General features: G+C 72.7%; 22 protein-coding genes. 10 read left to right on the forward strand and 12 right to left on the reverse strand.

Annotation, left to right across the window (positions count from 1 at the left end):
* Nucleotides 1–172: 172 nt before the first annotated feature.
* The 4 genes from GLX25_RS11625 to GLX25_RS11640 all read right to left on the reverse strand — a co-directional run bounded on the left by GLX25_RS11625 (nucleotide 173) and on the right by GLX25_RS11640 (nucleotide 3,580).
* Nucleotides 173–724, reverse strand: a complete 552-nt coding sequence (locus GLX25_RS11625) for a gluconokinase (protein ID WP_155842607.1) — start codon at nucleotides 722–724, stop codon at nucleotides 173–175.
* Nucleotides 721–1,482: a DUF1353 domain-containing protein gene (locus GLX25_RS11630; RefSeq protein ID WP_155842608.1), complete on the reverse strand. Its 762-nt coding sequence runs from the start codon at nucleotides 1,480–1,482 to the stop codon at nucleotides 721–723. The genes GLX25_RS11625 and GLX25_RS11630 overlap by 4 nt, the downstream gene beginning before the upstream one ends.
* A gap of 108 nt (nucleotides 1,483–1,590) precedes the next feature.
* Nucleotides 1,591–2,511 (reverse strand): AEC family transporter, encoded by a 921-nt coding sequence (locus GLX25_RS11635; RefSeq protein WP_166548747.1) that lies wholly within the window; start codon nucleotides 2,509–2,511, stop codon nucleotides 1,591–1,593.
* A gap of 79 nt (nucleotides 2,512–2,590) precedes the next feature.
* Nucleotides 2,591–3,580: an aldo/keto reductase gene (locus tag GLX25_RS11640; protein WP_155842609.1), complete on the reverse strand. Its 990-nt coding sequence runs from the start codon at nucleotides 3,578–3,580 to the stop codon at nucleotides 2,591–2,593.
* A gap of 61 nt (nucleotides 3,581–3,641) precedes the next feature.
* On the opposite strand from GLX25_RS11640, the gene GLX25_RS11645 reads away from it, so the two are divergent.
* Entirely contained in the window at nucleotides 3,642–5,597 is a 1,956-nt protein-coding gene (locus GLX25_RS11645) for a BCCT family transporter (protein WP_155842610.1), read from the forward strand.
* Nucleotides 5,598–5,650: 53 nt separating this feature from the next.
* Here the strand turns inward: GLX25_RS11645 and GLX25_RS11650 are convergent, their stop codons facing one another.
* From GLX25_RS11650 to GLX25_RS11670, 5 genes are all read right to left on the reverse strand, one after another.
* Complete coding sequence (locus GLX25_RS11650) at nucleotides 5,651–6,508, reverse strand: PhzF family phenazine biosynthesis protein (protein ID WP_155842611.1); 858 nt, start codon at nucleotides 6,506–6,508, stop codon at nucleotides 5,651–5,653.
* Between the two features lie 85 nt (nucleotides 6,509–6,593).
* Complete coding sequence (locus GLX25_RS11655; RefSeq protein ID WP_155842612.1) at nucleotides 6,594–7,049, reverse strand: VOC family protein; 456 nt, start codon at nucleotides 7,047–7,049, stop codon at nucleotides 6,594–6,596.
* A gap of 25 nt (nucleotides 7,050–7,074) precedes the next feature.
* Nucleotides 7,075–7,773: a DUF998 domain-containing protein gene (locus tag GLX25_RS11660; protein WP_155842613.1), complete on the reverse strand. Its 699-nt coding sequence runs from the start codon at nucleotides 7,771–7,773 to the stop codon at nucleotides 7,075–7,077.
* A complete protein-coding gene (locus GLX25_RS11665) occupies nucleotides 7,770–8,267 on the reverse strand; it encodes an SRPBCC family protein (protein ID WP_155842614.1) in 498 nt (165 codons plus the stop codon). Before GLX25_RS11665 ends, GLX25_RS11660 begins: the two co-directional genes overlap by 4 nt.
* 4 nt (nucleotides 8,268–8,271) lie before the next feature.
* Nucleotides 8,272–8,637 (reverse strand): ArsR/SmtB family transcription factor, encoded by a 366-nt coding sequence (locus tag GLX25_RS11670; protein ID WP_155842615.1) that lies wholly within the window; start codon nucleotides 8,635–8,637, stop codon nucleotides 8,272–8,274.
* Nucleotides 8,638–8,783: 146 nt separating this feature from the next.
* Here GLX25_RS11670 and GLX25_RS11675 point away from each other — a divergent pair, with 146 nt between their 5' ends.
* On the forward strand, nucleotides 8,784–9,212 hold the full coding sequence (locus GLX25_RS11675) for a VOC family protein (RefSeq protein WP_155842616.1): 429 nt from the start codon (nucleotides 8,784–8,786) through the stop codon (nucleotides 9,210–9,212).
* A 108-nt stretch (nucleotides 9,213–9,320) separates the two neighbouring features.
* Here GLX25_RS11675 and GLX25_RS11680 read toward each other — a convergent pair whose 3' ends face one another.
* A complete protein-coding gene (locus GLX25_RS11680; protein WP_155053172.1) occupies nucleotides 9,321–9,524 on the reverse strand; it encodes a cold-shock protein in 204 nt (67 codons plus the stop codon).
* A gap of 331 nt (nucleotides 9,525–9,855) precedes the next feature.
* On the opposite strand from GLX25_RS11680, the gene GLX25_RS19385 reads away from it, so the two are divergent.
* The 6 genes from GLX25_RS19385 (at nucleotide 9,856) to GLX25_RS11710 (ending at nucleotide 16,025) form a co-directional block, all read left to right on the forward strand.
* Nucleotides 9,856–10,674, forward strand: a complete 819-nt coding sequence (locus tag GLX25_RS19385; RefSeq protein ID WP_271192425.1) for a sulfite exporter TauE/SafE family protein — start codon at nucleotides 9,856–9,858, stop codon at nucleotides 10,672–10,674.
* A complete protein-coding gene (locus GLX25_RS11690) occupies nucleotides 10,671–10,997 on the forward strand; it encodes a DUF2510 domain-containing protein (protein WP_166548748.1) in 327 nt (108 codons plus the stop codon). The genes GLX25_RS19385 and GLX25_RS11690 overlap by 4 nt, the downstream gene beginning before the upstream one ends.
* A 25-nt stretch (nucleotides 10,998–11,022) precedes the next feature.
* On the forward strand, nucleotides 11,023–11,553 hold the full coding sequence (locus GLX25_RS11695; protein WP_155842618.1) for a GNAT family N-acetyltransferase: 531 nt from the start codon (nucleotides 11,023–11,025) through the stop codon (nucleotides 11,551–11,553).
* Nucleotides 11,554–11,712: 159 nt separating this feature from the next.
* Nucleotides 11,713–11,886, forward strand: a complete 174-nt coding sequence (locus GLX25_RS11700) for a CsbD family protein (RefSeq protein WP_155842619.1) — start codon at nucleotides 11,713–11,715, stop codon at nucleotides 11,884–11,886.
* Nucleotides 11,887–12,153: 267 nt separating this feature from the next.
* Nucleotides 12,154–13,887 carry an ABC transporter ATP-binding protein gene (locus tag GLX25_RS11705; protein WP_155842620.1) on the forward strand — a complete coding sequence of 578 codons (1,734 nt, stop codon included), beginning with the start codon at nucleotides 12,154–12,156 and terminating at the stop codon, nucleotides 13,885–13,887.
* Nucleotides 13,884–16,025 carry an ABC transporter ATP-binding protein gene (locus GLX25_RS11710; RefSeq protein WP_155842621.1) on the forward strand — a complete coding sequence of 714 codons (2,142 nt, stop codon included), beginning with the start codon at nucleotides 13,884–13,886 and terminating at the stop codon, nucleotides 16,023–16,025. The genes GLX25_RS11705 and GLX25_RS11710 overlap by 4 nt, the downstream gene beginning before the upstream one ends.
* 68 nt (nucleotides 16,026–16,093) lie before the next feature.
* Here GLX25_RS11710 and GLX25_RS11715 read toward each other — a convergent pair whose 3' ends face one another.
* On the reverse strand, nucleotides 16,094–16,984 hold the full coding sequence (locus GLX25_RS11715) for an oxygenase MpaB family protein (protein ID WP_205719880.1): 891 nt from the start codon (nucleotides 16,982–16,984) through the stop codon (nucleotides 16,094–16,096).
* A gap of 86 nt (nucleotides 16,985–17,070) precedes the next feature.
* Between GLX25_RS11715 and GLX25_RS11720 the strand changes: the two genes are divergently transcribed.
* Nucleotides 17,071–18,423: an MFS transporter gene (locus GLX25_RS11720; protein WP_271192426.1), complete on the forward strand. Its 1,353-nt coding sequence runs from the start codon at nucleotides 17,071–17,073 to the stop codon at nucleotides 18,421–18,423.
* Between the two features lie 125 nt (nucleotides 18,424–18,548).
* Nucleotides 18,549–20,054, forward strand: a complete 1,506-nt coding sequence (locus GLX25_RS11725) for a maltokinase N-terminal cap-like domain-containing protein (RefSeq protein ID WP_240898317.1) — start codon at nucleotides 18,549–18,551, stop codon at nucleotides 20,052–20,054.
* A 24-nt stretch (nucleotides 20,055–20,078) separates the two neighbouring features.
* Here the strand turns inward: GLX25_RS11725 and GLX25_RS11730 are convergent, their stop codons facing one another.
* Nucleotides 20,079–20,531 carry a methyltransferase family protein gene (locus tag GLX25_RS11730; RefSeq protein WP_166548750.1) on the reverse strand — a complete coding sequence of 151 codons (453 nt, stop codon included), beginning with the start codon at nucleotides 20,529–20,531 and terminating at the stop codon, nucleotides 20,079–20,081.
* Between the last annotated feature and the right edge of the window lie 3 nt (nucleotides 20,532–20,534).

Here is a 20,534-nt window from a genome sequence, read left to right on the forward strand (position 1 = left end):
GGGGGAGCCGGCCTGCGCTGCCCGTTCGGGTCGGGTCCAGCGCGGCCGGCTCTCCGGTCGGCACCGCGGTGACAGTTCCCCCTGCGTGTCCGCGGTGCGCGACCGGGACCAACGGTACGGGCGGCGCGCGAGGCGGGCATCAGGGGTAGCCCTGAAGCTGCGCCGCCGCGCGTCAGGCGGGCGGTGGGGCGTCGCGAGCGGCGCCGACCTCGAGGTCGGGACCTCCGACCAGCCACGCCGCGGCGAGGTCGACGATCTCGTCGACCGGCTCGTCCGCGTCGACCGTGAGCGCGGGTTCGTCCTCCGCCGGCGGTTCGAGCGTGGCGAGCTGCGATGCCAGGAGCGTCGCGGGCATGAAGTGGCCGAGCCGCGCGCCGGCCCGCTCCGCGAGCGCTTCCTCGGAGAGATGCAGGTGGACGAACCGGGTCGTCGGCGCCGCGCGGCGGATGCGATCGCGATAGGCGCGGCGGAGCGACGAGCACGCGACCACGATCCCGTCGCGGGCGGACTCCGCCAGGGTCGCGCCGACCCGGTCGAGCCACGGCTCGCGATCCGCGTCGTCCAGCGGGTGTCCCGACCGCATCTTGTCGACGTTCGCCTGAGGATGGAGGTCGTCGGCATCGACGAACGGCACACCGAGCCGGCGGGCGAGTCGCGCACCGACGGTCGACTTCCCCGACGCCGACACCCCCATCACGACGACGGGGCCGGGCCCCGCCCTCATCGGGCGTCTCCGTCCGCCCGCAGGTCGGGAGGCCGCAGCGTCGGCCGCACGACCGACCGCACGTCACCGCCGGCGACGACCTCGACGATCGCCTCGACGGCGCGGAACACGCCGACGGCAAGCAGTTGCACGATGATCACCGGGCCGAGCAGCGCGAGCGGATACGTGAGCGCGATCACGAGCCGGGCGAGACCGCCCCACCAGAGCGCGGCGAGCGCGGGTGCGAGGGCGAGCAGCAGCCACGCCGGATGCGCGACCACGGCGAGCACGATCGCCGCCACCACGACGGCGACCCCGAGGGCGACCTGGGCGAGCAGGAGCCATCCGCGCCACCCGGCGTAGGTGCGCTCGCGGTCGGCCGACACCCACGCCCACATGAGCCGGGCCCGGAGGATGGGCACGCCCTGCTCGCGCAGCGCGCGGTGGAACACGTCGTCGTCCTCGCGGCGCTGCGCGAGCGCAGCCTCGCGGTCGTCGAGCGCGGCCGCGGCGATCGACTGCGCGTCGTGCAGGATCGCGGGCGCCGACTGCCGACCGTAGCTCGCGATGAGGCCCCAGAGGGGCGTCGGCACCGACGCGAGGTCCGTGATGCCGACGGGCGGCGGCGCCTCCCCCGCGGCAGGGGCCCGGTAGCGGCGACCGGTCGGTTCGTCGTCGTAGACGATCGGGGCTCGCAGCTCGAACCGGTAGCCGTCGGCCGGGCGTTGGGCGAGCGGCAGCTCGTCGAGCGGTGCGCCGTCCTCGCGCAGGAAGGGCATTCGGGTCTCCTCGCCTGGGTGCGTCGCAGCGCTGCCGTGCAGCGGTGCGTTGCACCATCCTGCCGCCTTCGGCCGTCACGGCGGTACCGGGCGGTGGCCGGGTGCGCCCTAGCCGAGCAGCACCGACACGAGCAGCAGCACCGGCACCGAGCCGACCGTCGTCACGAACACCGTGTCGCGCGCGACGACCTCGGCCGTCTCGTACCGCTGCGCGAAGTTGAAGACGTTCTGCGCGGTGGGCAGCGCCGCGAGCACCGTGACCGCGTAGAGGTCGCGGCCCTCGAGGCCGAACACGAACGCGCCCACGGCCCACGCGACGGCGGGCATGACGGCGAGCTTGAGCGTCGCCGCGAGCACGACGTCGCGCAGGCCGGTGCCGGGCTCCAGCAGGCGCGTGCCGTGCAGCGAGAGCCCGTACGCGATGAGCATGAGCGGCACGGCCGCCTGCCCGATGAGGTGGATCGGGTCCTGCACGATCGGCGGCAGCTCGATGCCCGACACCGAGACGCCGACGCCGAGGAGCGAGCCGATGATGATCGGGTTGGTGAACGTCGAGCGCAGGATGCCGCCGATCGACGTGCGGCCCTGGACGGCCGCGCCGAGCACCGCGAGCGCGATCGGCGCGAACAGCAGCAGCTGCAGCAGCACGATGGGCGCGGAGTAGGCGGCGTTGCCGAGCAGGTACAGCGCGATCGGGATGCCGATGTTGTTGCCGTTGACGTACCCGCTCGCGAGCGCGCCGATCGTGGTGCGGGCGACGCCCCGCCGGAGCAGCAGGAGCGACACGACCGAGAACACGAGCATGACCGAGACGGCGGCGATCGCCGAGACCGGCAGCAGCGCCGAGAACAGAGCGCGCACGTCGGCGGTCGACAGCACCGAGAACAGCAGGAAGGGCGAGAGCACGCTGAAGTTCAGGCGCGCCAGCACCGGGCGCGCGTTCGGCCCGAGCACGCCCGTGCGCCCGGCCACCCAGCCGACGACCACGGCGAGGGCGATGACCGCGAACCCGGTGAGGATGTCGATCACGCGTCACCGCCCGCCGGCGAGGCGGTGGCGGGGCGACCCGAGCGGAACGACGTCGATCCGTCCCGGGGGCGCCGCGCGGTCACCAACGGTGGTGCACCGATGCGCGGATGTCGCGGTCGTACAGGTCGCGAACCGCCGCGTCGAACGATGCCGGCAGCTCGAGCGAGCCGGCCGCCGCGTTCGCCCGGGCCTGCTCGGGGTTGCGGGCCCCGGGGATCACGGTCGAGACGCCGTCCTGCGCCGCGACCCACGCGAGCGCGACCTGTGCGGGCGTGGCATCCGGCGCCGCCTCGCGTGCGAGCGCCGAGAATTCGGATGCCGCGCGCACGCCGGTCGCGTAGTCGACGCCCGAGAACGTCTCGCCGACGTCGAACGACTCGCCGTGCCGGTTGTACGAGCGGTGGTCGTTCGCCGCGAACTCGGTCTCGAGGGTGTACCGCCCGGAGAGCAGCCCGCTCGCGAGCGGTACGCGCGCGATGACGCCGACGCCGTACTGCGTCGCGACGGGCAGCACCTCCTCCACCGGCTTCAGCCGGAACGCGTTGAGGATGATCTGCACGGTCGCCACGTTCGGCCGGGCGATCGCGGCGAGCGCCTCGTCGACCTTCTCGACGCTGACGCCGTACGCGGCGATCGCCCCCTCGGCGACGAGGGTGTCGAGCGCGTCGTAGACGGCGTCGTCGGAGTAGACGGAGGTCGGCGGGCAGTGCAGCTGGACGAGGTCGAGCGTCTCGACGCCGAGGTTGCGGCGGGACCGGTCCGTCCAGGCGCGGAAGTTGTCGAGGACGTAGTTGCCGTGCTCCTGGGGCATCCGTCGCCCCATCTTCGTCGCGACGGTGACGCCGGAGCCCGGGTTCGACGAGAGCCAGCGCCCGATGAGCGTCTCGGAGCGGCCGTCGCCGTAGACGTCGGCGGTGTCGAACACCGTGACGCCGGCCTCGTGCGACGCGTCGAGCACGGCCAGCGCATCGGCCTCGTCGACGTCGCCCCAGTCGGCGCCGAGCTGCCAGGTGCCGAGTCCGATGACCGAGACGGTGCGGCCGGTGCGGCCGAGGGTTCGGGTCTGCATGCGTGCTCCTCCTCGACGGATGTCCCCGACCGAGCCTAGCCGCGGGCGTATCGTGGCGGGCATGGACGGGACGCCGACGACCCAGCCCGATGACCGCGGGAGCCGGCGACGGCCCCGGATCCCGAAGACGAGCATCGAACGGTGGGTGTTCTGGCCCGCCGCGGCCGTCGTCTTCGCGTTCAGCGGGTTCGCCCTCCTCGCGCCGCGCCTCGCCGAGGCGTTCTTCGGGGCCATCCAGTCGTCGATCGTCAACGCGTTCAACTGGTACTACGTGCTCATCGCCGCGTTCTTCGTCGCGTTCAGCCTGTTCGTCGGGTTCAGCCGGTACGGCGACATCCGCCTCGGCGAGGACGACGACAAGCCCGAGTTCTCGCTCGGCGCGTGGTTCTCGCTCCTCTTCGCCGCCGGTATGGGCATCGGGCTCGTGTTCTACGGCGCGAGCGAGCCGCTCAGCCACTTCGTCTCGCCGCGACCGGGCGTCTCCGGCACGCCGGAGCAGCTCGCGTCGTCGGCGCTCAGCCAGACCTACCTGCACTGGGGCATCCACGCCTGGTCGATCTATGTCGTCGTCGGGCTCGGGCTCGCGTACGCCATCCACCGGCGCAAGCGCCCGATCTCGATCCGGTGGACGCTCGAGCCGCTGCTCGGAAAGCGCGTGCGCGGCGCCTGGGGCAACGTGATCGACGTGGTGGCCCTCGCGGGGACGCTGTTCGGCGTGGCCACGTCGCTCGGCCTCGGCGTGCTGCAGATCAGCGCGGGCCTCGACGCGGCCGGCATCGCCGAGCCGACCGAGACCACGCAGGTCGTCATCATCATGGTGATCACGGTGTTCGTGCTCGCCTCGGTGCTCTCGGGCGTCACCCGAGGCATGAAGTGGCTCTCGTCCACGAACCTCGTGCTCGCGGGCATCCTCGTGCTGTACCTGCTCGTCTTCGGGCAGACGGAGTTCCTGCTGCGCGAGTTCGTGCAGTCGATCGGCACCTACATCCAGAACTTCATCGGCCTGTCGTTCAACGTCAGCGCGTTCCAGGGCGCCGCCGGCGAGGCGTGGCAGGCGTCGTGGACGTCGTTCTACTGGGGCTGGTGGATCTCGTGGGCGCCCTTCGTGGGCATCTTCATCGCGCGCATCTCGCGCGGCCGCACGGTGCGCGAGTTCGTGGCCGGCGTGATCATCGTGCCGACCCTCATCGGGATCCTCTGGTTCAGCGTGCTCGGCGGCTCGGCGCTCTACCTCGAGCTCACCGACCCGGGCAGCCTGGTCGGCGCCGACGGCGAGGTCGACATCGAGGGCACGCTGTTCGCGCTGCTCGACTACTTCCCGGGCTCGACGGTGCTCACCTTCGGGGTCATCCTGCTCATCACGATCTTCTTCGTGACCTCCTCCGATTCCGGGGCGCTGGTCATGGGCATGATCGCGACCGGCGGCCAGATCAACCCGCGCAAGTGGGTGCGCACGTTCTTCACGCTGATCACCGCGCTGCTGTCGATCTCGCTGCTGCTCGCCGGCGGGCTCCGCGCACTGCAGACGGCGGCGATCATCATCGCCCTCCCGTTCAGCGTGGTGATGCTCATGATCTGCTGGTCGACGATCATCGCGTTCAGTCGCGAGCGCCGGGCGTACGAGCTCGCGCGACGCGCGCAGCTGGTCGACCAGATCGGCGAGTACTACGGGCTCGAGGTCGAGGCGCCGCTCGAGGCTGGGGCGATCGGGCGCGGGCCGAGGTGGATGCGGCAGCTCCAGCGGCGGTTCGGCCTCAGGCCGGACCAGCCGACGGCGCCGATCCAGAAGGTGCCCGGCGCCGAACCGCCGCTTCGCCCCGTGCTCACGCACATCGACGGGGAACTCGTGCCGAGGCATCCGTCGCAGCGCGCCATGGACACGCTCAACGCGGAGTCGACGGGCGTGCCGACCGAGGACGTCGACGGCATCGTCGACCACGACCCGCGGGCGCGCGGCGACGTCGCCGAGGTCCCCGACCGGACGACCGACGACGACGGCCGCGATCCCCTGCACTGATCGGAGTCGGATCGCGTGGCCCCGGCGCAGCGGCCGCCGCGCGGTCCGCGCGCTCAGGCGATCGGCACGGCCGGCCCGCTCACGACGATGCCGCCGGCCGGCGGGACGTCGACGACGAGTTCGCTCGGGCGCCCGACGTGGCGGCCCTGCGAGATCACGACGCGGGCCGGCGGCACGACGGCGCCGAGCTCGCGCAGGTACCCGCCGACCGCGGCCGCCGCGGCCCCGGTCGCGGGATCCTCGAGGATCGCGCCGACCGGGAAGATGTTGCGGGCCTCGAAGCGGAGGCCGCCGCCGGCCGCGTCGGCGAGCCGGTGGAGCACGGTGATGGTCGCCGGCCAGCCGTGCTCGTCCATGAGCGCGCGCGCCCGCACCGGGTCGAACGTGAAGGCGTCGAACGCCGCGGCATCCTCGACCACCAGGATCGGATGGCGGTTGCCGGCGAACGCGATCCGGGGCGGGTGGCGCTCGTCGAGCGCGCCGGCGTCGAGCCCGACGAGGTCGAGCAGGTCGGCCAGGACGTCGGCCGGCATGGGCTCGAGGCGGGGCTCGACGCTCGTGAACGAGGCGATGAGGCGCCCGTCGACCTCGGCGGTCTCCATGGCCACCTCGCCGACCGGGGTCGCGAACCGGATCCGGCCCGGTCCCTCGCGTTCGGCGAGGGCGACCGCCGTCGCGACGGTCGCGTGCCCGCAGAAGGGCACCTCGGCGACCGGCGAGAAGTAGCGGATGCCGCGGAGCCCGCCCCCGGCGCCGGTGACGAACGCCGTCTCGGCGTAGCCGACCTCCGCGGCGACGGCGAGCATCGCGGCGTCGTCGAGTCCGGCCGCGTCGAGGACGACCCCGGCGGGGTTCCCCCCGTCGGGGTCGGTCGTGAATGCGGCGTAGCGGAGGACGTCGGGTGGGGTCATGCCTCCATGCTCGCGCGCCGGCCACCGGTCCGTCGCGGTCCGATTCCGGACCGGTGGCCCGCGCGAGCGTGCGCGGCGCGTCGCGTCATCCCGTCGGGCCGTCGGCGCCCTGCTCGTCGCCGAACCGGCCGCGCGCGTCGACCGGGATGAGCGGCCGCTCGCCGCGCGCCCGGATCTGCTGCACGGCCCAGGTGTTGCCGTCGGGGTCGGCGAAGCCGAAGAACGTGCCGCCGTCGCGCTGGTCGATGACCTGCAGGGGGCTCGCGTCGACGCCCCGGGCGACGAGTTCGGCGCGAGCCGCCTCGGCGTCGGCCACGACGAGCTGCACGCCCTTCAGCGAGCCCGGCGCCATCTCGTTCTGCGCCGGCAGCGTGCCGATCACGATCGAGCAGCCCGAGCCCGTCGGCGTGAGCTGCGCGAACCGCTGCTCGCCGGCGTGCGTGTCGTGGTCGAGCGCGAAGCCGACCTTGTCGCGGTAGAACTCGATCGCACGATCGATGTCGGCGACCGGGACGACGACGACCTCGAGGGTCCAGTCCATGGTGATGCTCCTCTCTCGTCTTCCGTCAGACGGCCGGGTGACCGGATGGCCCGGTCCGAAGCCGCACGCCGGCGACCACGACCCACGCGGCGAACGCCGCGACCGCGATGCGGCCGGCGAGGCCCGCGAACGTGCCCGGGCCGAACTCGCCGCCCGCCGCCGCCGCGAACGCGATGAACGCGACGTCGGACGCCAGCGTGAGCCCGGCCAACAGGGCGAGAGCGAGGCGCCGTGAGCGCCACGACGGGCGCCGCCAGAGCGCGATGGTGATCAGCAGCACGGCGATCGGCGTGAGGTTCAGCGAGGCGCCGAGCGCGTGCAGCGCACCCGCCGCGGTCGTCTCGACCGGCCCATCGACCGCGGGATCGGCGGGGAACAGCCCCGCCAGCGCGAACCCGATCGCGCTGACGCCCGCGAGAACCGCGCCGATCCGACCGAGGACACGTCCGGTAACCCATCCGATCACGGCCGTCCCGAGGCACGCGACGGCGCCGCACAGGAAGCCGACGGTCATCAGCCAGCCCGTGTCGCCCACCGCGTATTCGCTGAGGAACGTCCACGTGGGGTCGAGGTCGGGACGCAGCACGAGGAACAGCGCGAGCACCGCGAGCAGCGCGGCGGCGGCCGACGCGGCCACCGCACCGGCGCGCCGCACGAACGCGTCGCGTGCGGGCGATGCCTCGACGGCCGCCGGCGTGCGGTCGCCCTCGACCGTGCGGCTCACGACGGCCTCCGCTCCGCGAGCAGCGCGTCGAGCCGCTCGTAGCCCTCGGTGACGCCCTTCGCCATGCCGTGCTCGACCATGGCGTCGCGCGCCTCGAGGCTCGGGTAGACGGCGTGGCCGCGCAGGCGCGTGCGGCCGTCGCCCAGGTCCTCGAACGTCATCGACTCGATGCTGACGACGTCGGGCGCGCCCTCGAACTCGAAGGTCTGCACGGCGAGCTCGTTCTCGCGGATCGAGTGGAACGTGCCGTTGAAGGCCCAGCGGCCGCCGTCGGGGTCGACGTGCACGTAGCGATACCCGCCCTGCGGGCGGAAGTCCCAGCGCTCGATCTGCATGTCGTAGCCGTTCGGGCCGAGCCACCGCTTGACCTTCTCGGGGTCGCGGTGGGCGTCGAAGACGGCCGCGACGGGCGCGTCGAACACGCGCTCGATGTCGACGTAGGGCAGGCCCTCGGGGGCCTCGATGGTGACGGGGTTGGTGGTCTCGGTGGTCATGGTGTCAGTCCTGTCCGGCGGATGCCGCGGCGTCGCCGCCGTCGGCGGAGGCGAGCAGTGCGTCGAGACGACGGAACCGCTGCTCGTGGATGAGGCGGTAGCGGTCGATCCACTCGGTGAGCGTCTCGAGCGCGGCCGCGTCGAGGTGCACGGGGCGACGCTGCGCGTCGCGGCTCCGGGTGACGAGTCCCGCGGACTCGAGCACCTGGATGTGCTTCGACACCCCCTGCGTGGTGATGTCGAACGGTTCGGCGAGTTCGGTCACGGTCGCCGGGCCCCGACTGAGCCGGGCGACGATGCCGCGGCGCACCGGGTCGGCCAGCGCCATGAAGGCGCGGTCGAGCCGATCGTCGGCGGCTGCGGCATCCATTATTCAACCAATCGCTTTATCAACTAGATGGTTGTAAACGTACGCCCGTCCGTCCCGTCCGTCAAGGGCTCTCGCGGATGTCACCCGCCGGGTGCATGATCGGCGTGCGGGACGGCACCGGCCCGCCCACGACGCAAGGAGACGCCATGTCCGTCACGCTCAACCCGTACCTCAGCTTCCGCGACGAGGCGCGCGAGGCGATGGAGTTCTACCGGTCCGTGCTCGGCGGCGAGCTCACGCTCAGCACGTTCGCCGACTTCGGTCAGGGCGACGAGGAGGCGGAGGCCGACAAGATCATGCACGGCCAGCTCACGTCCGAGCACCTCACGCTCATGGGGGCCGACACGCCGAACGAGATGCCCTACGAGGTCGGCACCAACTTCGCCGTCTCGCTGAGCGGCGGCCCGGAGGACGAGGAGACCCTGCGGGGCTACTGGGAGGGCCTCGCCGAGGGCGGCCGGGTGGTCCTGCCGCTCGAGCCGTCGCCGTGGGGCGACGCGTTCGGCATGCTCAACGACCGGTTCGGCGTGCAGTGGATGGTGAACATCGGCCAGGCGGCGCCCACCGAGGGCTGACCGGCCCCCGCCGGACTTCACATACGCACGCCGGAGACGGCGAACGCCGGGCCGGAGCGTGCTCCGACCCGGCGTCCGGGTGTGCGGGCGGCCTCGCCCGCGGCGCGATCAGATCGCGCGGATGTTCTCGGCCTGGAGGCCCTTCTGGCCCTGGACCACGTCGAACTCGACGTTCTGGCCCTCCTCGAGCGAGCGGTAGCCGCTGCCCGTGATGGCGCTGAAGTGCGCGAAGACGTCGGGGCTCCCGTCGGAGGGAGCGATGAAGCCGAAGCCCTTTTCGGCGTTGAACCACTTGACGGTTCCGGTTGCCATGCTGCTGTGTCCTTCGTTCGATCGGGCCGAACGGTTCGGCCCGTCACGTTCGGCCGTACGGCCGTCCGCAGGCCCGACGACGGATGCCGGCGGGCGGTGGTCCGAGGGGCCGGCCGTGCGTCGCACGCGCTGCCCTCGGTCTCGGGTCATGCCTGCGGAACGTGCCGCCTCCGGGCAATCGATCGTGATACGGGCGGGCGCCCGCGTATGTGGAGGAACTTCGAGCGTAGCGGATTCCCCTGCGACTTCACAGGAGAGCGAGGCGCGGCGTCACGCCCGATGGGGACGGCTCCCCGTCGGGCCGGGCTCGGGCCGACGCTAGAGTGACCGGGTGCCGACCCCCGCCGCCGACCCCGCCGCCGACGAAGGCGCGCGACCCGCTGCGTGGCGGCTCGTCGTCGTCGGCGCGCTCGGCGGACTGCTCTCGGGCCTCTTCGGCGTCGGCGGCGGCATCGTCATGGTCCCGCTCCTCATCGTGCTGGCCGGCATGGACCAGCGCCGCGCCTCGGCGACCTCACTCGCCGCGATCGTCCCCACGGCGCTCGCGGGCTCGATCGCCTACCTCGTGAACGGCCAGGTCGACCTCGTCGCCGCCGCGCTCGTCGCGACGGGCGGGATCGTGGGCGGATGGATCGGGGCGACGCTGCTCGCGAGGCTCCCGCTCGAGTGGCTCCGATGGCTGTTCATCGCGCTGCTCGTCGTCGTGGCGATCCGGCTCGCGCTGGGCGCGCCCGACCGCACGGCCGACCCCGTGCCGCTCGAGCCCGCATCCGCACTCGGCCTCGTCGCGCTCGGGCTCGTGGTCGGCATCGCCTCCGGGCTGTTCGGCGTCGGCGGCGGACTCATCATGGTGCCGGCGTTCATCACGCTCTTCGGCCTCGGCGACCTGATCGCACGCGGGACCTCGCTCGTCGCCATGATCCCGACCGCGGTGAGCGGGTCGGTGAAAAACGTCAGGGGCCGACTCGTCGACCTGCGCACCGCGCTCATCGTGGGCGGTGCGGCGACGCTCGCGGCGCTGCCGGGGGTCGCGCTCGCGTTCCTGATCCCCCCGACCGTGGGCGGATGGCTCTTCGCCGCGCTGCTCCTGGCGGCCGCCGCCCAGCTGTCGGTGCGGGCGATCCGGGCCCGTCGTCGCGGGTCGGCGTGACCGCCTCGGATCCCGCCGCGGCGGGCTGGCACGCGGACCCGAACGAACCGCGGACGCTGAGGTACTGGGACGGCACCGGCTGGACGCCGCACACCGCGGCCCGCTCGCACGTCCCGAACGCCGACGCGACGGGGACGACCATCCGGCTCGCCGCCGGGCTCCCCGAGCCATCCGTCGAGCACACGACGCTCCCGCTGGCGCCCGGCTCCCGCGCACCGACGGGGACGGACGCCGCACGGCGGCTCGCCCTGGCCGGCGCGCTGACGGCGGCGACCTCCCTCGTCGTCGCGTGCACCGCCCTCGGGATCGTGCTCGCGGGCTGAGCCGCCCGTGCCGGATGATCAACGCATGAGCGACGCATCCGCCCCTCGCCTCGACGCCGACCCGCGGCATCCGTCCCTGACGTTCCGGCGGGCCTCGGTCGACGACCACGCCCGCGTCGTCGCGGTCATCGGGCCGTGGTGGGAGCGGCCCGGCACCGACCGGCTCGCGCTGCTGCTCCCCCGGCTCTTCTTCCAGCACTTCGCCGACACGTCGACGATCGTCGAGGACGATCGCGGCGAGCTGGCCGGCTTCCTCATCGGCTTCCGGTCGCAGTCGCAGCCCGAGGTCGCGTACATCCACTTCGTCGGCGTCCGCCCCGACCAGCGGCGCACCGGGCTCGCGCGCACCCTCTACGAGCGCTTCTTCGAGGCGATGCGGGCGAGCGGATGCGGCCGGGTCGACGCGATCACCGGGCCGCCGAACGTCCGCTCGCAGGACTTCCACCGCGCGATGGGCTTCGAGCACACGGGCGACACGATCATCGACGGCGTGCCCGCGTGGCGCGACTACGACGGCCCCGGCGAGCATCGCGTGGCGTTCACGCGGCCGCTGTAGCGCGCGGCGGCTCGGGGCGGTCCGGGGCGGGCCCGCCGACGCCGATCCGCTAGCAGAGGCATCCGCCCCTGACAAGGCCTGTGATCGGTTCCGGACCGCACGTAGCGTGGCCGTCGACGTCGCACCCGAACGCGACGCGCGATCGGAAGGGGGCCCCGGATGGGCGAGTCCGACAAGATCGGCAACAAGGCCGAGGAGCTCAAGGGCAAGGCCAAGGAAGCCGCCGGCAAGGCGACCGACGACGAGCGCCTCGAGGCCGAGGGCCGCAGGGATCAGGCCGCGGCCAACCTCAAGCAGGCCGGCGAGAACGTGAAGGACGCCTTCAACTCGTAACGGCTCACCACTGATGGGGCGCGCATCGCGGGGGTGCGCGTCCCATCATCATGTCCGGCGGGCCAGGACCCGCTCCCCGCGATGACGCTCCCGTCCGACCGGGGGTTCTCCTCCGTTTCGATTCCGCCCTCAGCGATATCGGCCGCACGACGGATGTCGGTGGCATCCGCTTGGATGCAGACTTGACGATGCGACTCGGGCCGAGGCCCGAGCCCGGACGACGCGGCATCCCGCGTTCGCACACCCCGTTTGCACTCGCGGAGAATCATGCTCGGACGACTCCTCATCCGCTACCTGAAGCCCTACCGGTGGCTCATCGCCGGCGTGCTCCTGTTCCAGTTCCTGTCGGTGCTCGCGACGCTCTACCTGCCGAGCCTCAACGCCGACATCATCGACGAGGGCGTCTCGAAGGGCGACACCGGCTACATCTGGTCGACCGGCACCTTCATGCTGGCGATCTCGCTCGGGCAGATCGTCGCCGCGATCGTCGCCACGTACTTCGCGGCCAAGGCCGCGATGCGGGTCGGCCGCGACATCCGCAACGACGTCTTCGACAAGGTGAGCGCGTTCAGCGAGCGCGAGGTCTCGCACTACGGGCCGGGCTCGCTCATCACCCGCAACACCAACGACGTGCAGCAGGTGCAGATGCTCGCGATGACGGGCGCAACCATGCTCGTGAGCGCCCCGCTCATGGCCGTCGGCGGCATCATCATGGCGCTGCAGCAGGACGTCGGGCTGAGCTGGCTGATCTGGGTCTCCGTGCTCACGATCCTCGTGGTCGCGGGGCTCGTCATCAGCCGCATGGTCCCCCTGTTCCGCAGCTACCAGAAGCGACTCGACGCCGTGAACCGGATCCTGCGCGAGCAGCTGACCGGCATCCGGGTCGTGCGCGCGTTCGTGCGCGAGCCGATCGAGCAGGAGCGCTTCGAAGGCGCCAACCACGACATCATGGATGTCGGCCGCCGCGTCGGCACCCTGTTCATCACGCTGTTCCCGCTCTTCATGCTCGTCCTGAACCTCACCGTCATCGGCGTGATCTGGTTCGGCGCGGCCGAGGTCGACGCCGGCAACGTGCAGGTCGGCACGCTGTTCGCCTTCATGCAGTACGTCGGCGTGATCCTCGGCGGCGTGCTCATGGCCGCCTTCACGACCATCATGATCCCGCGCGCCGCCGTCTCGGCCGAGCGCATCGGCGAGGTGCTCGCGACCGAGACCACGCTCCCCCGTCCCGAGCACCCGGTCGCCGAGTTCCCGGCGCCGGGAACGGTCGAGTTCCGCGACGTCGCCTTCGCCTACCCGGGCGCCGAGCACGCGGTGGTCGAGGGCGTGACGTTCCGCGCCGACCGCGGCGAGACCGTCGCGATCGTCGGCTCGACCGGCGCGGGCAAGACCACGCTCGTCTCGCTGCTGCCGCGCCTCTTCGACGTCACGGGCGGCGCAGTGCTCGTGAACGGCACCGACGTGCGCGAGGCCGACCTCGAGGCGCTCTGGAAGACGATCGGCCTCGTGCCGCAGCGGCCGTTCCTGTTCGCGGGCACCGTCGCCTCCAACCTGCGGTTCGGGCGCGAGGAGGCCACCGACGAGGAGCTCTGGCACGCCCTCGAGATCGCCCAGGGCCGCGACTTCGTCGCCGCGATGGAGGGCGGCCTCGACGCCCGCATCTCGCAGGGCGGCACCAACGTCTCGGGCGGGCAGCGCCAGCGGCTCGCGATCGCGCGGGCGATCGTGCACCGGCCGGAGATCCTCGTCTTCGACGACTCCTTCTCGGCGCTCGACCTCACGACCGACGCGAGGCTCAGGCAGGCCCTCTGGCGAGAGCTGCCCGACGTGACGAAGGTCGTGGTCGCGCAGCGCGTCTCGACCATCACCGACGCCGACCGCATCGTCGTGCTCGAGGACGGCCGCGTGGTCGGGCTCGGACGGCACGCCGAACTCGTCGAGACGTGCCAGACCTACCGCGAGATCGTCGAATCCCAGCTCGGAGTGGAGGCCACGGCATGAGCCGCGACACCAGCACCCCCAAGGGCCGCGGCCGCAGCCGCGCGGAGGCGGCCGCGCAGGAGGCGCAGCAGCCCACCCTCGAGCAGCTCGAGGAGCAGCAGCTCGCCGAGGAGGCGCGCATCAACTCCGGCTCGTGGGACTCGGTCGCACCGGGCAAGGCGCAGGACTTCGGCCGGAGCTTCCGGCGCATGCTCGGGCTCCTGGCCCCGTGGAAGTGGTCGTTCGCGTTCGTCTCCCTGCTCGGAGCGATCGGCGTCCTCCTCACCGTCATCGCGCCGAGGGTGCTCGGCGAGGCGACGAACGTCATCTTCGAGGGCTGGATCTCGCTGCAGCTGCCCGCGGGCGTGACCCAGCAGCAGGTCGTCGAGCAACTGCGCGCGGCCGGCCAGGAGGACCTCGCCAACATCGTGGGCGCCGCGACGCTGACCCCGGGCGAGGGCATCGACTTCGTGCGCCTCAGCCAGCTCGTGGTCATCGTGCTGCTGCTCTACGTGGTGGCGTCGATCCTGTCGTGGGTCCAGGGCTACGTGATCAACGTGATCATGGTCCGCGCGATGTACGGGCTGCGCGAGCAGGTCGAGGCGAAGGTCCACCGCCTGCCGCTCAGCTACTTCGACCGCACCCAGCGCGGCGAGCTCATCTCGCGGGTGACGAACGACATCGACAACATCACGCAGACGATGCAGCAGTCGCTCTCGAGCGCGCTCACAAGCATCCTCACGGTCATCGGCGTGCTCGTGATGATGTTCTCGATCTCGTGGCAGCTCTCGCTCGTCGCGCTCGTCGCGCTGCCGCTCATGGCCGTGATCTTCGGCATCATCGGGCCGAAGTCGCAGGCGGCGTTCGGCATCCAGTGGCGCAAGGTCGGGCGCCTCAACGCGCGGGTCGAGGAGTCGTTCTCGGGCCACGCCCTCGTGAAGGTGTTCGGCCGCGAGCGGGACGCGAGCGAGAAGTTCCGCGGGGAGAACGAGGAGCTCTACGAGGCCGCCTTCAAGGCGCAGTTCCTCGCCGGCATCATCATGCCGGGCATGATGTTCGTCGGGAACCTGACCTACGTCGGCATCGCGGTGCTCGGCGGGCTCATGGTCGCCGGCGGCCAGCTCCGGCTCGGCGACGTGCAGGCGTTCATCCAGTACTCGCAGCAGTTCACCCAGCCGCTCTCGCAGCTCGGTGGAATGGCCGCCGTGGTGCAGTCCGGCACGGCCTCGGCCGAGCGCGTGTTCGAACTGCTCGACGCCGACGAGGAGGAGGCCGACGCCGCCGACGCCCCCGCGGCCGTCGACGGCCGCGGCGTCATCGAGTTCGACCACGTGTCGTTCTCGTACACGCCCGACCGGCCGCTCATCCGCGACCTGTCGTTCCGCGTCGAGCCGGGCCAGACCGTGGCGATCGTCGGCCCCACCGGAGCCGGCAAGACGACGCTCGTGAACCTCGTCATGCGGTTCTACGAACTCGACGGCGGTCGCATCCTCATCGACGGCCAGGACATCGCCGAACTCACCCGCCACGACGTCCGAGCCCGCACCGGCATGGTGCTCCAGGACCCGTGGCTGTTCGGCGGCACCATCCGCGAGAACATCCGCTACGGCCGCCAGACGGCGACCGACGACGAGATCGTCGAGGCGGCGCGCGCGACCTACGTCGACCGGTTCGTGCACTCGCTGCCCGACGGGTACGACACCGTGCTCGACGAGGACGCGTCGAACGTCTCGGCCGGCGAGAAGCAGCTCATCACGATCGCGCGCGCGTTCGTCGCGCAGCCGAGCGTGCTGATCCTCGACGAGGCGACGAGCTCGGTCGACACGCGCACCGAGCTGCTGCTGCAGCACGCCATGGCGGCGCTCCGGCAGGGTCGCACCTCGTTCGTCATCGCGCACCGCCTCTCGACGATCCGCGACGCCGACCTCATCCTCGTGATGGAGCACGGCGACATCGTCGAGCAGGGCACGCACGATGAGCTCATCGCGGCGAAGGGCGCCTACTACCGCCTGTACAACTCGCAGTTCGAGCAGGCGGCCTACGACGTCGACGCCGAGCTCGCGATGGAGGCCGAGGCGGCCGTCGGCACGCCCGGCGAGGCCGTGCTCGGTTTCGACGGCGGTGCGGAGGAGGCGTCCGCGGACGCGCCCGTCACCTGATCGACGCGATCGGAGCCCGGGGTCGGACGTGGTCCGGTCCCGGGGCTCCGTCGTCTCCGGCGAGCGGCTCAGAAGAGCGGCCGACCTGCGGCGAGCCGACGCTGCACGTCACGGAGCTGCCGGCGGATCGGCCACTCGCGTGCGCTCCGCGGGAGCACGCGCATGAGCCCCGCGAGCCGCCGCGTCGACCGGTCGAACGCGCGCTGGTCCGCCTCGCTCCAGGGCATCCGCATGAGCTCGCGGAACTCGGGCGGGAGGTGCCCGGCGACCATCCGCGCGCGCCAGCGGAGGAGCGGGGCCGGGATCCGCCGGCCGAGGTACTCGAGCCGCACGATCCGCATCAGGTACTCGCGGGTCGGGTCGTCGATCTCGAGCCCGGCGAGCGTCTCGCGCCAGTAGGCCTCGAACGCGTCGCGGGTCGGCGGCCACGCCTCGGGCGGCATCTGCAGCGTCGTGCCGAACACCATCCCCTGCCGGTAGAACTCGTCGCGGAACGCACCCTCGGGCGGACCGTGCACGGCGGTGTACGCGTCCTCCGCCCCGCGGTAGAGGCACGCCGCGACCCACTTCTGCAGCGCGGGATCGAACGCGTCGTACGACACGGGCGCCCCCGGCTCGGAGCGGACCCTGGCGTGCGAGCGATTGGTGGCCCGACGCATCGCCGCCCGCTCCTCCGGGCCGCCGAGCATCGTCACCGCGATGTAGGCGATCGTCGTGCGCGCCCGGCGCTCGGGGTTCGTGAACAGGTTCCCCTCGACGACCGGGCTCTCCATCACCCCGTACGCGACGGGCCGCATCGCGAGCTGCATGATCACGTTCGCGGTGCCGCCCGCGAGCACCGTCCAGCTCACCGCGCGCCGCAGGGCCCAGTTCTCGACCGCGTCGAGTTCCGCACGCTCCGCACCGGTGCGGCGGCGGTTCGCCCGCCCGCGCACCTCGACCTCGCCGTCGGCATCCACGGCACGATCGTAGCAAGAAGTGAATCCAAATTCACTTCTTCGGGACCGCCGGCGGCGGACGGATGCGGGGGTAGCCTCGAAGGGCCGTGACGATCCCCACCCCGCTCCCCATCGCCCCGACGTGGCGCCTGTGGCTGGTGTGGGGTGTCGGCGTCGCCGCGTACATCCTCTCGGTCACGAACCGGTCCTCGCTCTCCGCGGTCGGCGTCGACGCCGCGCTCCGGTTCGACGCCGACGCCTCGACGCTGTCGATGTTCGCCGTCATCCAGCTCGCCGTGTACGGCGGCATGCAGATCCCCGTCGGCCTGCTGCTCGACCGGTTCGGCGCGCGGCCGATCATCACGATCGGGATGGCGCTCATGGCCGTCGGCCAGCTCGTGCTCGCCTTCGCGCCCGACGTCGGCTGGGCGATCTTCGCGCGGATGCTGCTCGGCGCGGGCGACGCGGCGGTCTTCCCGAGCGTGCTGCGCGTGATCGCCGTGTGGTTCCCCGAGCGGCAGGCGCCGTTCATGGTCCAGATCACGGGGCTCATCGGCCAGTCGGGGCAGATCCTGGCCGTGCTGCCGCTGGCGGCGCTCCTGCACGCGACGACCTGGTCGATCGCGTTCGGCTCGCTCGCCGGGCTCGGCGCCCTGTTCACGGTCCTCACCTTCGCCGTCATCCGCAATCGCCCGCCGGGCCGGATCGAGGACGTCTCGGTCGACACGGTCACGGGCGCCATCCACGTGGTCCGCTCCTCGGCCGACCTGCGGACGGGCTTCCGCGAGTCGTGGGCGCACCCCGGCACGCGCCTGGCGTTCTGGTCGCACTTCACGACGCCGTTCTCCGGCACGGCGTTCGTGCTGCTCTGGGGGTTCCCCTTCCTGACGGTCGGCGAGGGGCTGTCGACGGCGACCGCGTCGCTGCTCTTCACGGTCTACGTCGTCTTCGGCCTGCTCGTGGGCCCGGTGATCGGCGCGCTCTCGTCGCGGCATCCGACCCGTCGCTCGCACCTGCTCGTGCTGCCGGTGATCGGCATCCAGGCGCTCGCCTGGCTCGTCGTCATCGCCTGGCCCGGCCCGGCGCCGCTGTGGCTGCTGTTCGTGCTCGCGTTCGCGATGAGCACGGGCGGCCCCGGTTCGATGATCGGCTTCGACCACGCGCGAACGTTCAACCCGAGCCACCGCCTGAGCACCGCGACCGGGATCACGAACGTCGGCGGCTTCCTCGCGGCACTGCTCGCGATCCTGCTGATCGGCATCGCCATGGACGCGCAGGGCGCCGGCACGCCGGCCACGTACACGCTCGAGGCGTTCCGCATCGCGTTCCTGACGCAGGTGCCGCTGTGGGCGATCGGCACGCTGTTCATCGTCATCGAGCGGCGTCGGACGCGCGTGCACATCGGCCTGGACGAGCCGCGCTCGCGGCGTCGCGACCGCGGGACCGACCGCCTGCCCTGACACGGCGAGCATCCACGCGAGCCCGCGCCCCGCTCCTCCGCCGACGGATGCCGCGTGCCCCCGTCCGAGGGTCACACGGCGCGTGCCGCCTCGACGGCGCGCACGCGCGGCAATATCGTGCAGGCATGGACAGCGCGCTGGCCGCGATCGCCGAATGGATGCCCGACCAGCGCTGGTTCGGCGGGAAGGGCCGAGCCCCGGTCCTCCGGCGGATCGGCGCGTGGGAGCTCCCCGTCGCCGAACCCGGCGTGCGCGCGATGTCGCTCCTCGTCATGGACGACGCCCCCGAGCCGCCCGTGCTCTACCAGGTGCCCGTGGTCGAGCGCTCGACGGCCGGCCCCGCCGACGAGGCGCACCTGATCGGCGTGCTCGACGACGGCACGCGACTCTACGACGGCCCGCACGACCCGGCGTTCACCGACGCACTGCTCGCGCTGATCCGGGACGGCGGACGGGCCGTCGCGCACGGCGCGGCCGCCATGGGCCATCCGGCCGCCGGCGCGGGCGCAGCCCCAGCGGCAGCCCCAGCGGCAGCCCCAGCGGCAGCGGCCGACGAACGCGGTGGCGAGCCGGATGCCGCGACGCCCCCGGGCCGCGTGCCGGCGAGCGTGCTCGGCGGCGAGCAGTCCAACACGTCCATCGTCTACCGGCCGGGCGACGGACCGCCCGTGATCTGCAAGGTGTTCCGGCAGCTCCACCACGGCGACAACCCGGACGTCACCCTGCAGACCGCGCTCGGCGCCGCCGGGTCGCCGCACGTCCCTCCCGTCGTCGGCGACGTGCTCGGCGAGTGGGACGACGTCGGCCGCGCCGAGGGCCGGGCCCGCGGGCACCTCGCGTTCGCGCAGGAGTTCCTCCCCGGCGTGGAGGACGCCTGGCGGGTGGCACTCCTCGCCGCGGCATCCGCCCGGGACTTCGCCGACGAGGCGCGCGCGCTCGGCGCGGCCGTGTCGGAGGTGCACGCCTCGCTCGGCGTGAGCTTCGGGCGGGAGCCCGCCTCGCCCGACCTCATCGCCGCCGTCGCGGCGGCCTGGCGCCGGCGGCTGGCGATCGCGGTGGCCGAGGTCCCGGCGCTCGAGCCCCTCCGCGGCGCGATCGAGTCGTTCTACGCGCGCGCCGAGGCCGGCGCATGGCCCGACCTGCAGCGAGTGCACGGCGACCTCCACCTCGGCCAGGTGATCCTCGCACCCGACCGGGGCTGGTTCCTGCTCGACTTCGAGGGCGAGCCGATGCGGCCGATGGCCGAGCGGCGCCGACCCGACCTCCCGGTGCGCGACGTCGCGGGCATGCTGCGCTCCTTCGACTACGTCGCCGGGGCCACCGAGCTCGTGCATCCCGAGCGCGCCGTCGACGGGCGCGCGTGGGCGGCGTCGGCCCGGCAGGCGTTCATCGACGGGTACGTCGCGGCATCCGGCATGGACCTCACGGTCTACCAGGACCTGCTCGCCGCGTTCGAGCTCGACAAGGCCGTGTACGAGGCGATCTACGAGACGAGGAACCGCCCGGACTGGGCACCGATCCCGCTGCGCGCCATCGCGCACCTGCTCGAGTCCGGCCCGTTGCAGGCCTCGCCCGGGGCGGCGGATGCCACGGCGCCGGCGAGCGCGCCGGCGGGCGACGCGGCGGGGTAGCGGGCGGTCGTTCGCGCGGTCGGCTCAGCGGATGCCGCGGGCCCAGAGCAGCAACGGCGTCCGGTCGGCGTACTCGCGATACTCCTCGCCGAACCGCTCGAGCAGGCGATGCTGCTCGAGGTGCGCCTTGACGACGAGGACGACCGCGAGCAGCACCCACACGACGACGAGCTCGAAGCGGGCCCGCCAGATCACCCACCCGGCCGTCGCGATGAGGAGCCCGACGTAGATCGGGTTGCGGGTCAGCCGGAAGACGCCCCCGGTGCGCAGCGTCGCGCCCTCGCGCGGCTCGACCCAGGGCACGAGGTCGCGCCCGAGCGCCACCGCGCCGGCGCCCGAGAGCACGAGCCCGGTGATCACGAGCAGCACGGCGAGCACCGTCGCCTGCTGCCCGGCCCACAGCGGGTCGCCCGGCAGCAGCAGGAGCGCGAGCAGCACGAACTGCGCGACGACGAGCCAGTTCGCGCGGTCCCTCACTCC

It is taken from the genome of Agromyces luteolus (assembly GCF_009729855.1).
Lineage (GTDB): Bacteria > Actinomycetota > Actinomycetes > Actinomycetales > Microbacteriaceae > Agromyces > Agromyces luteolus.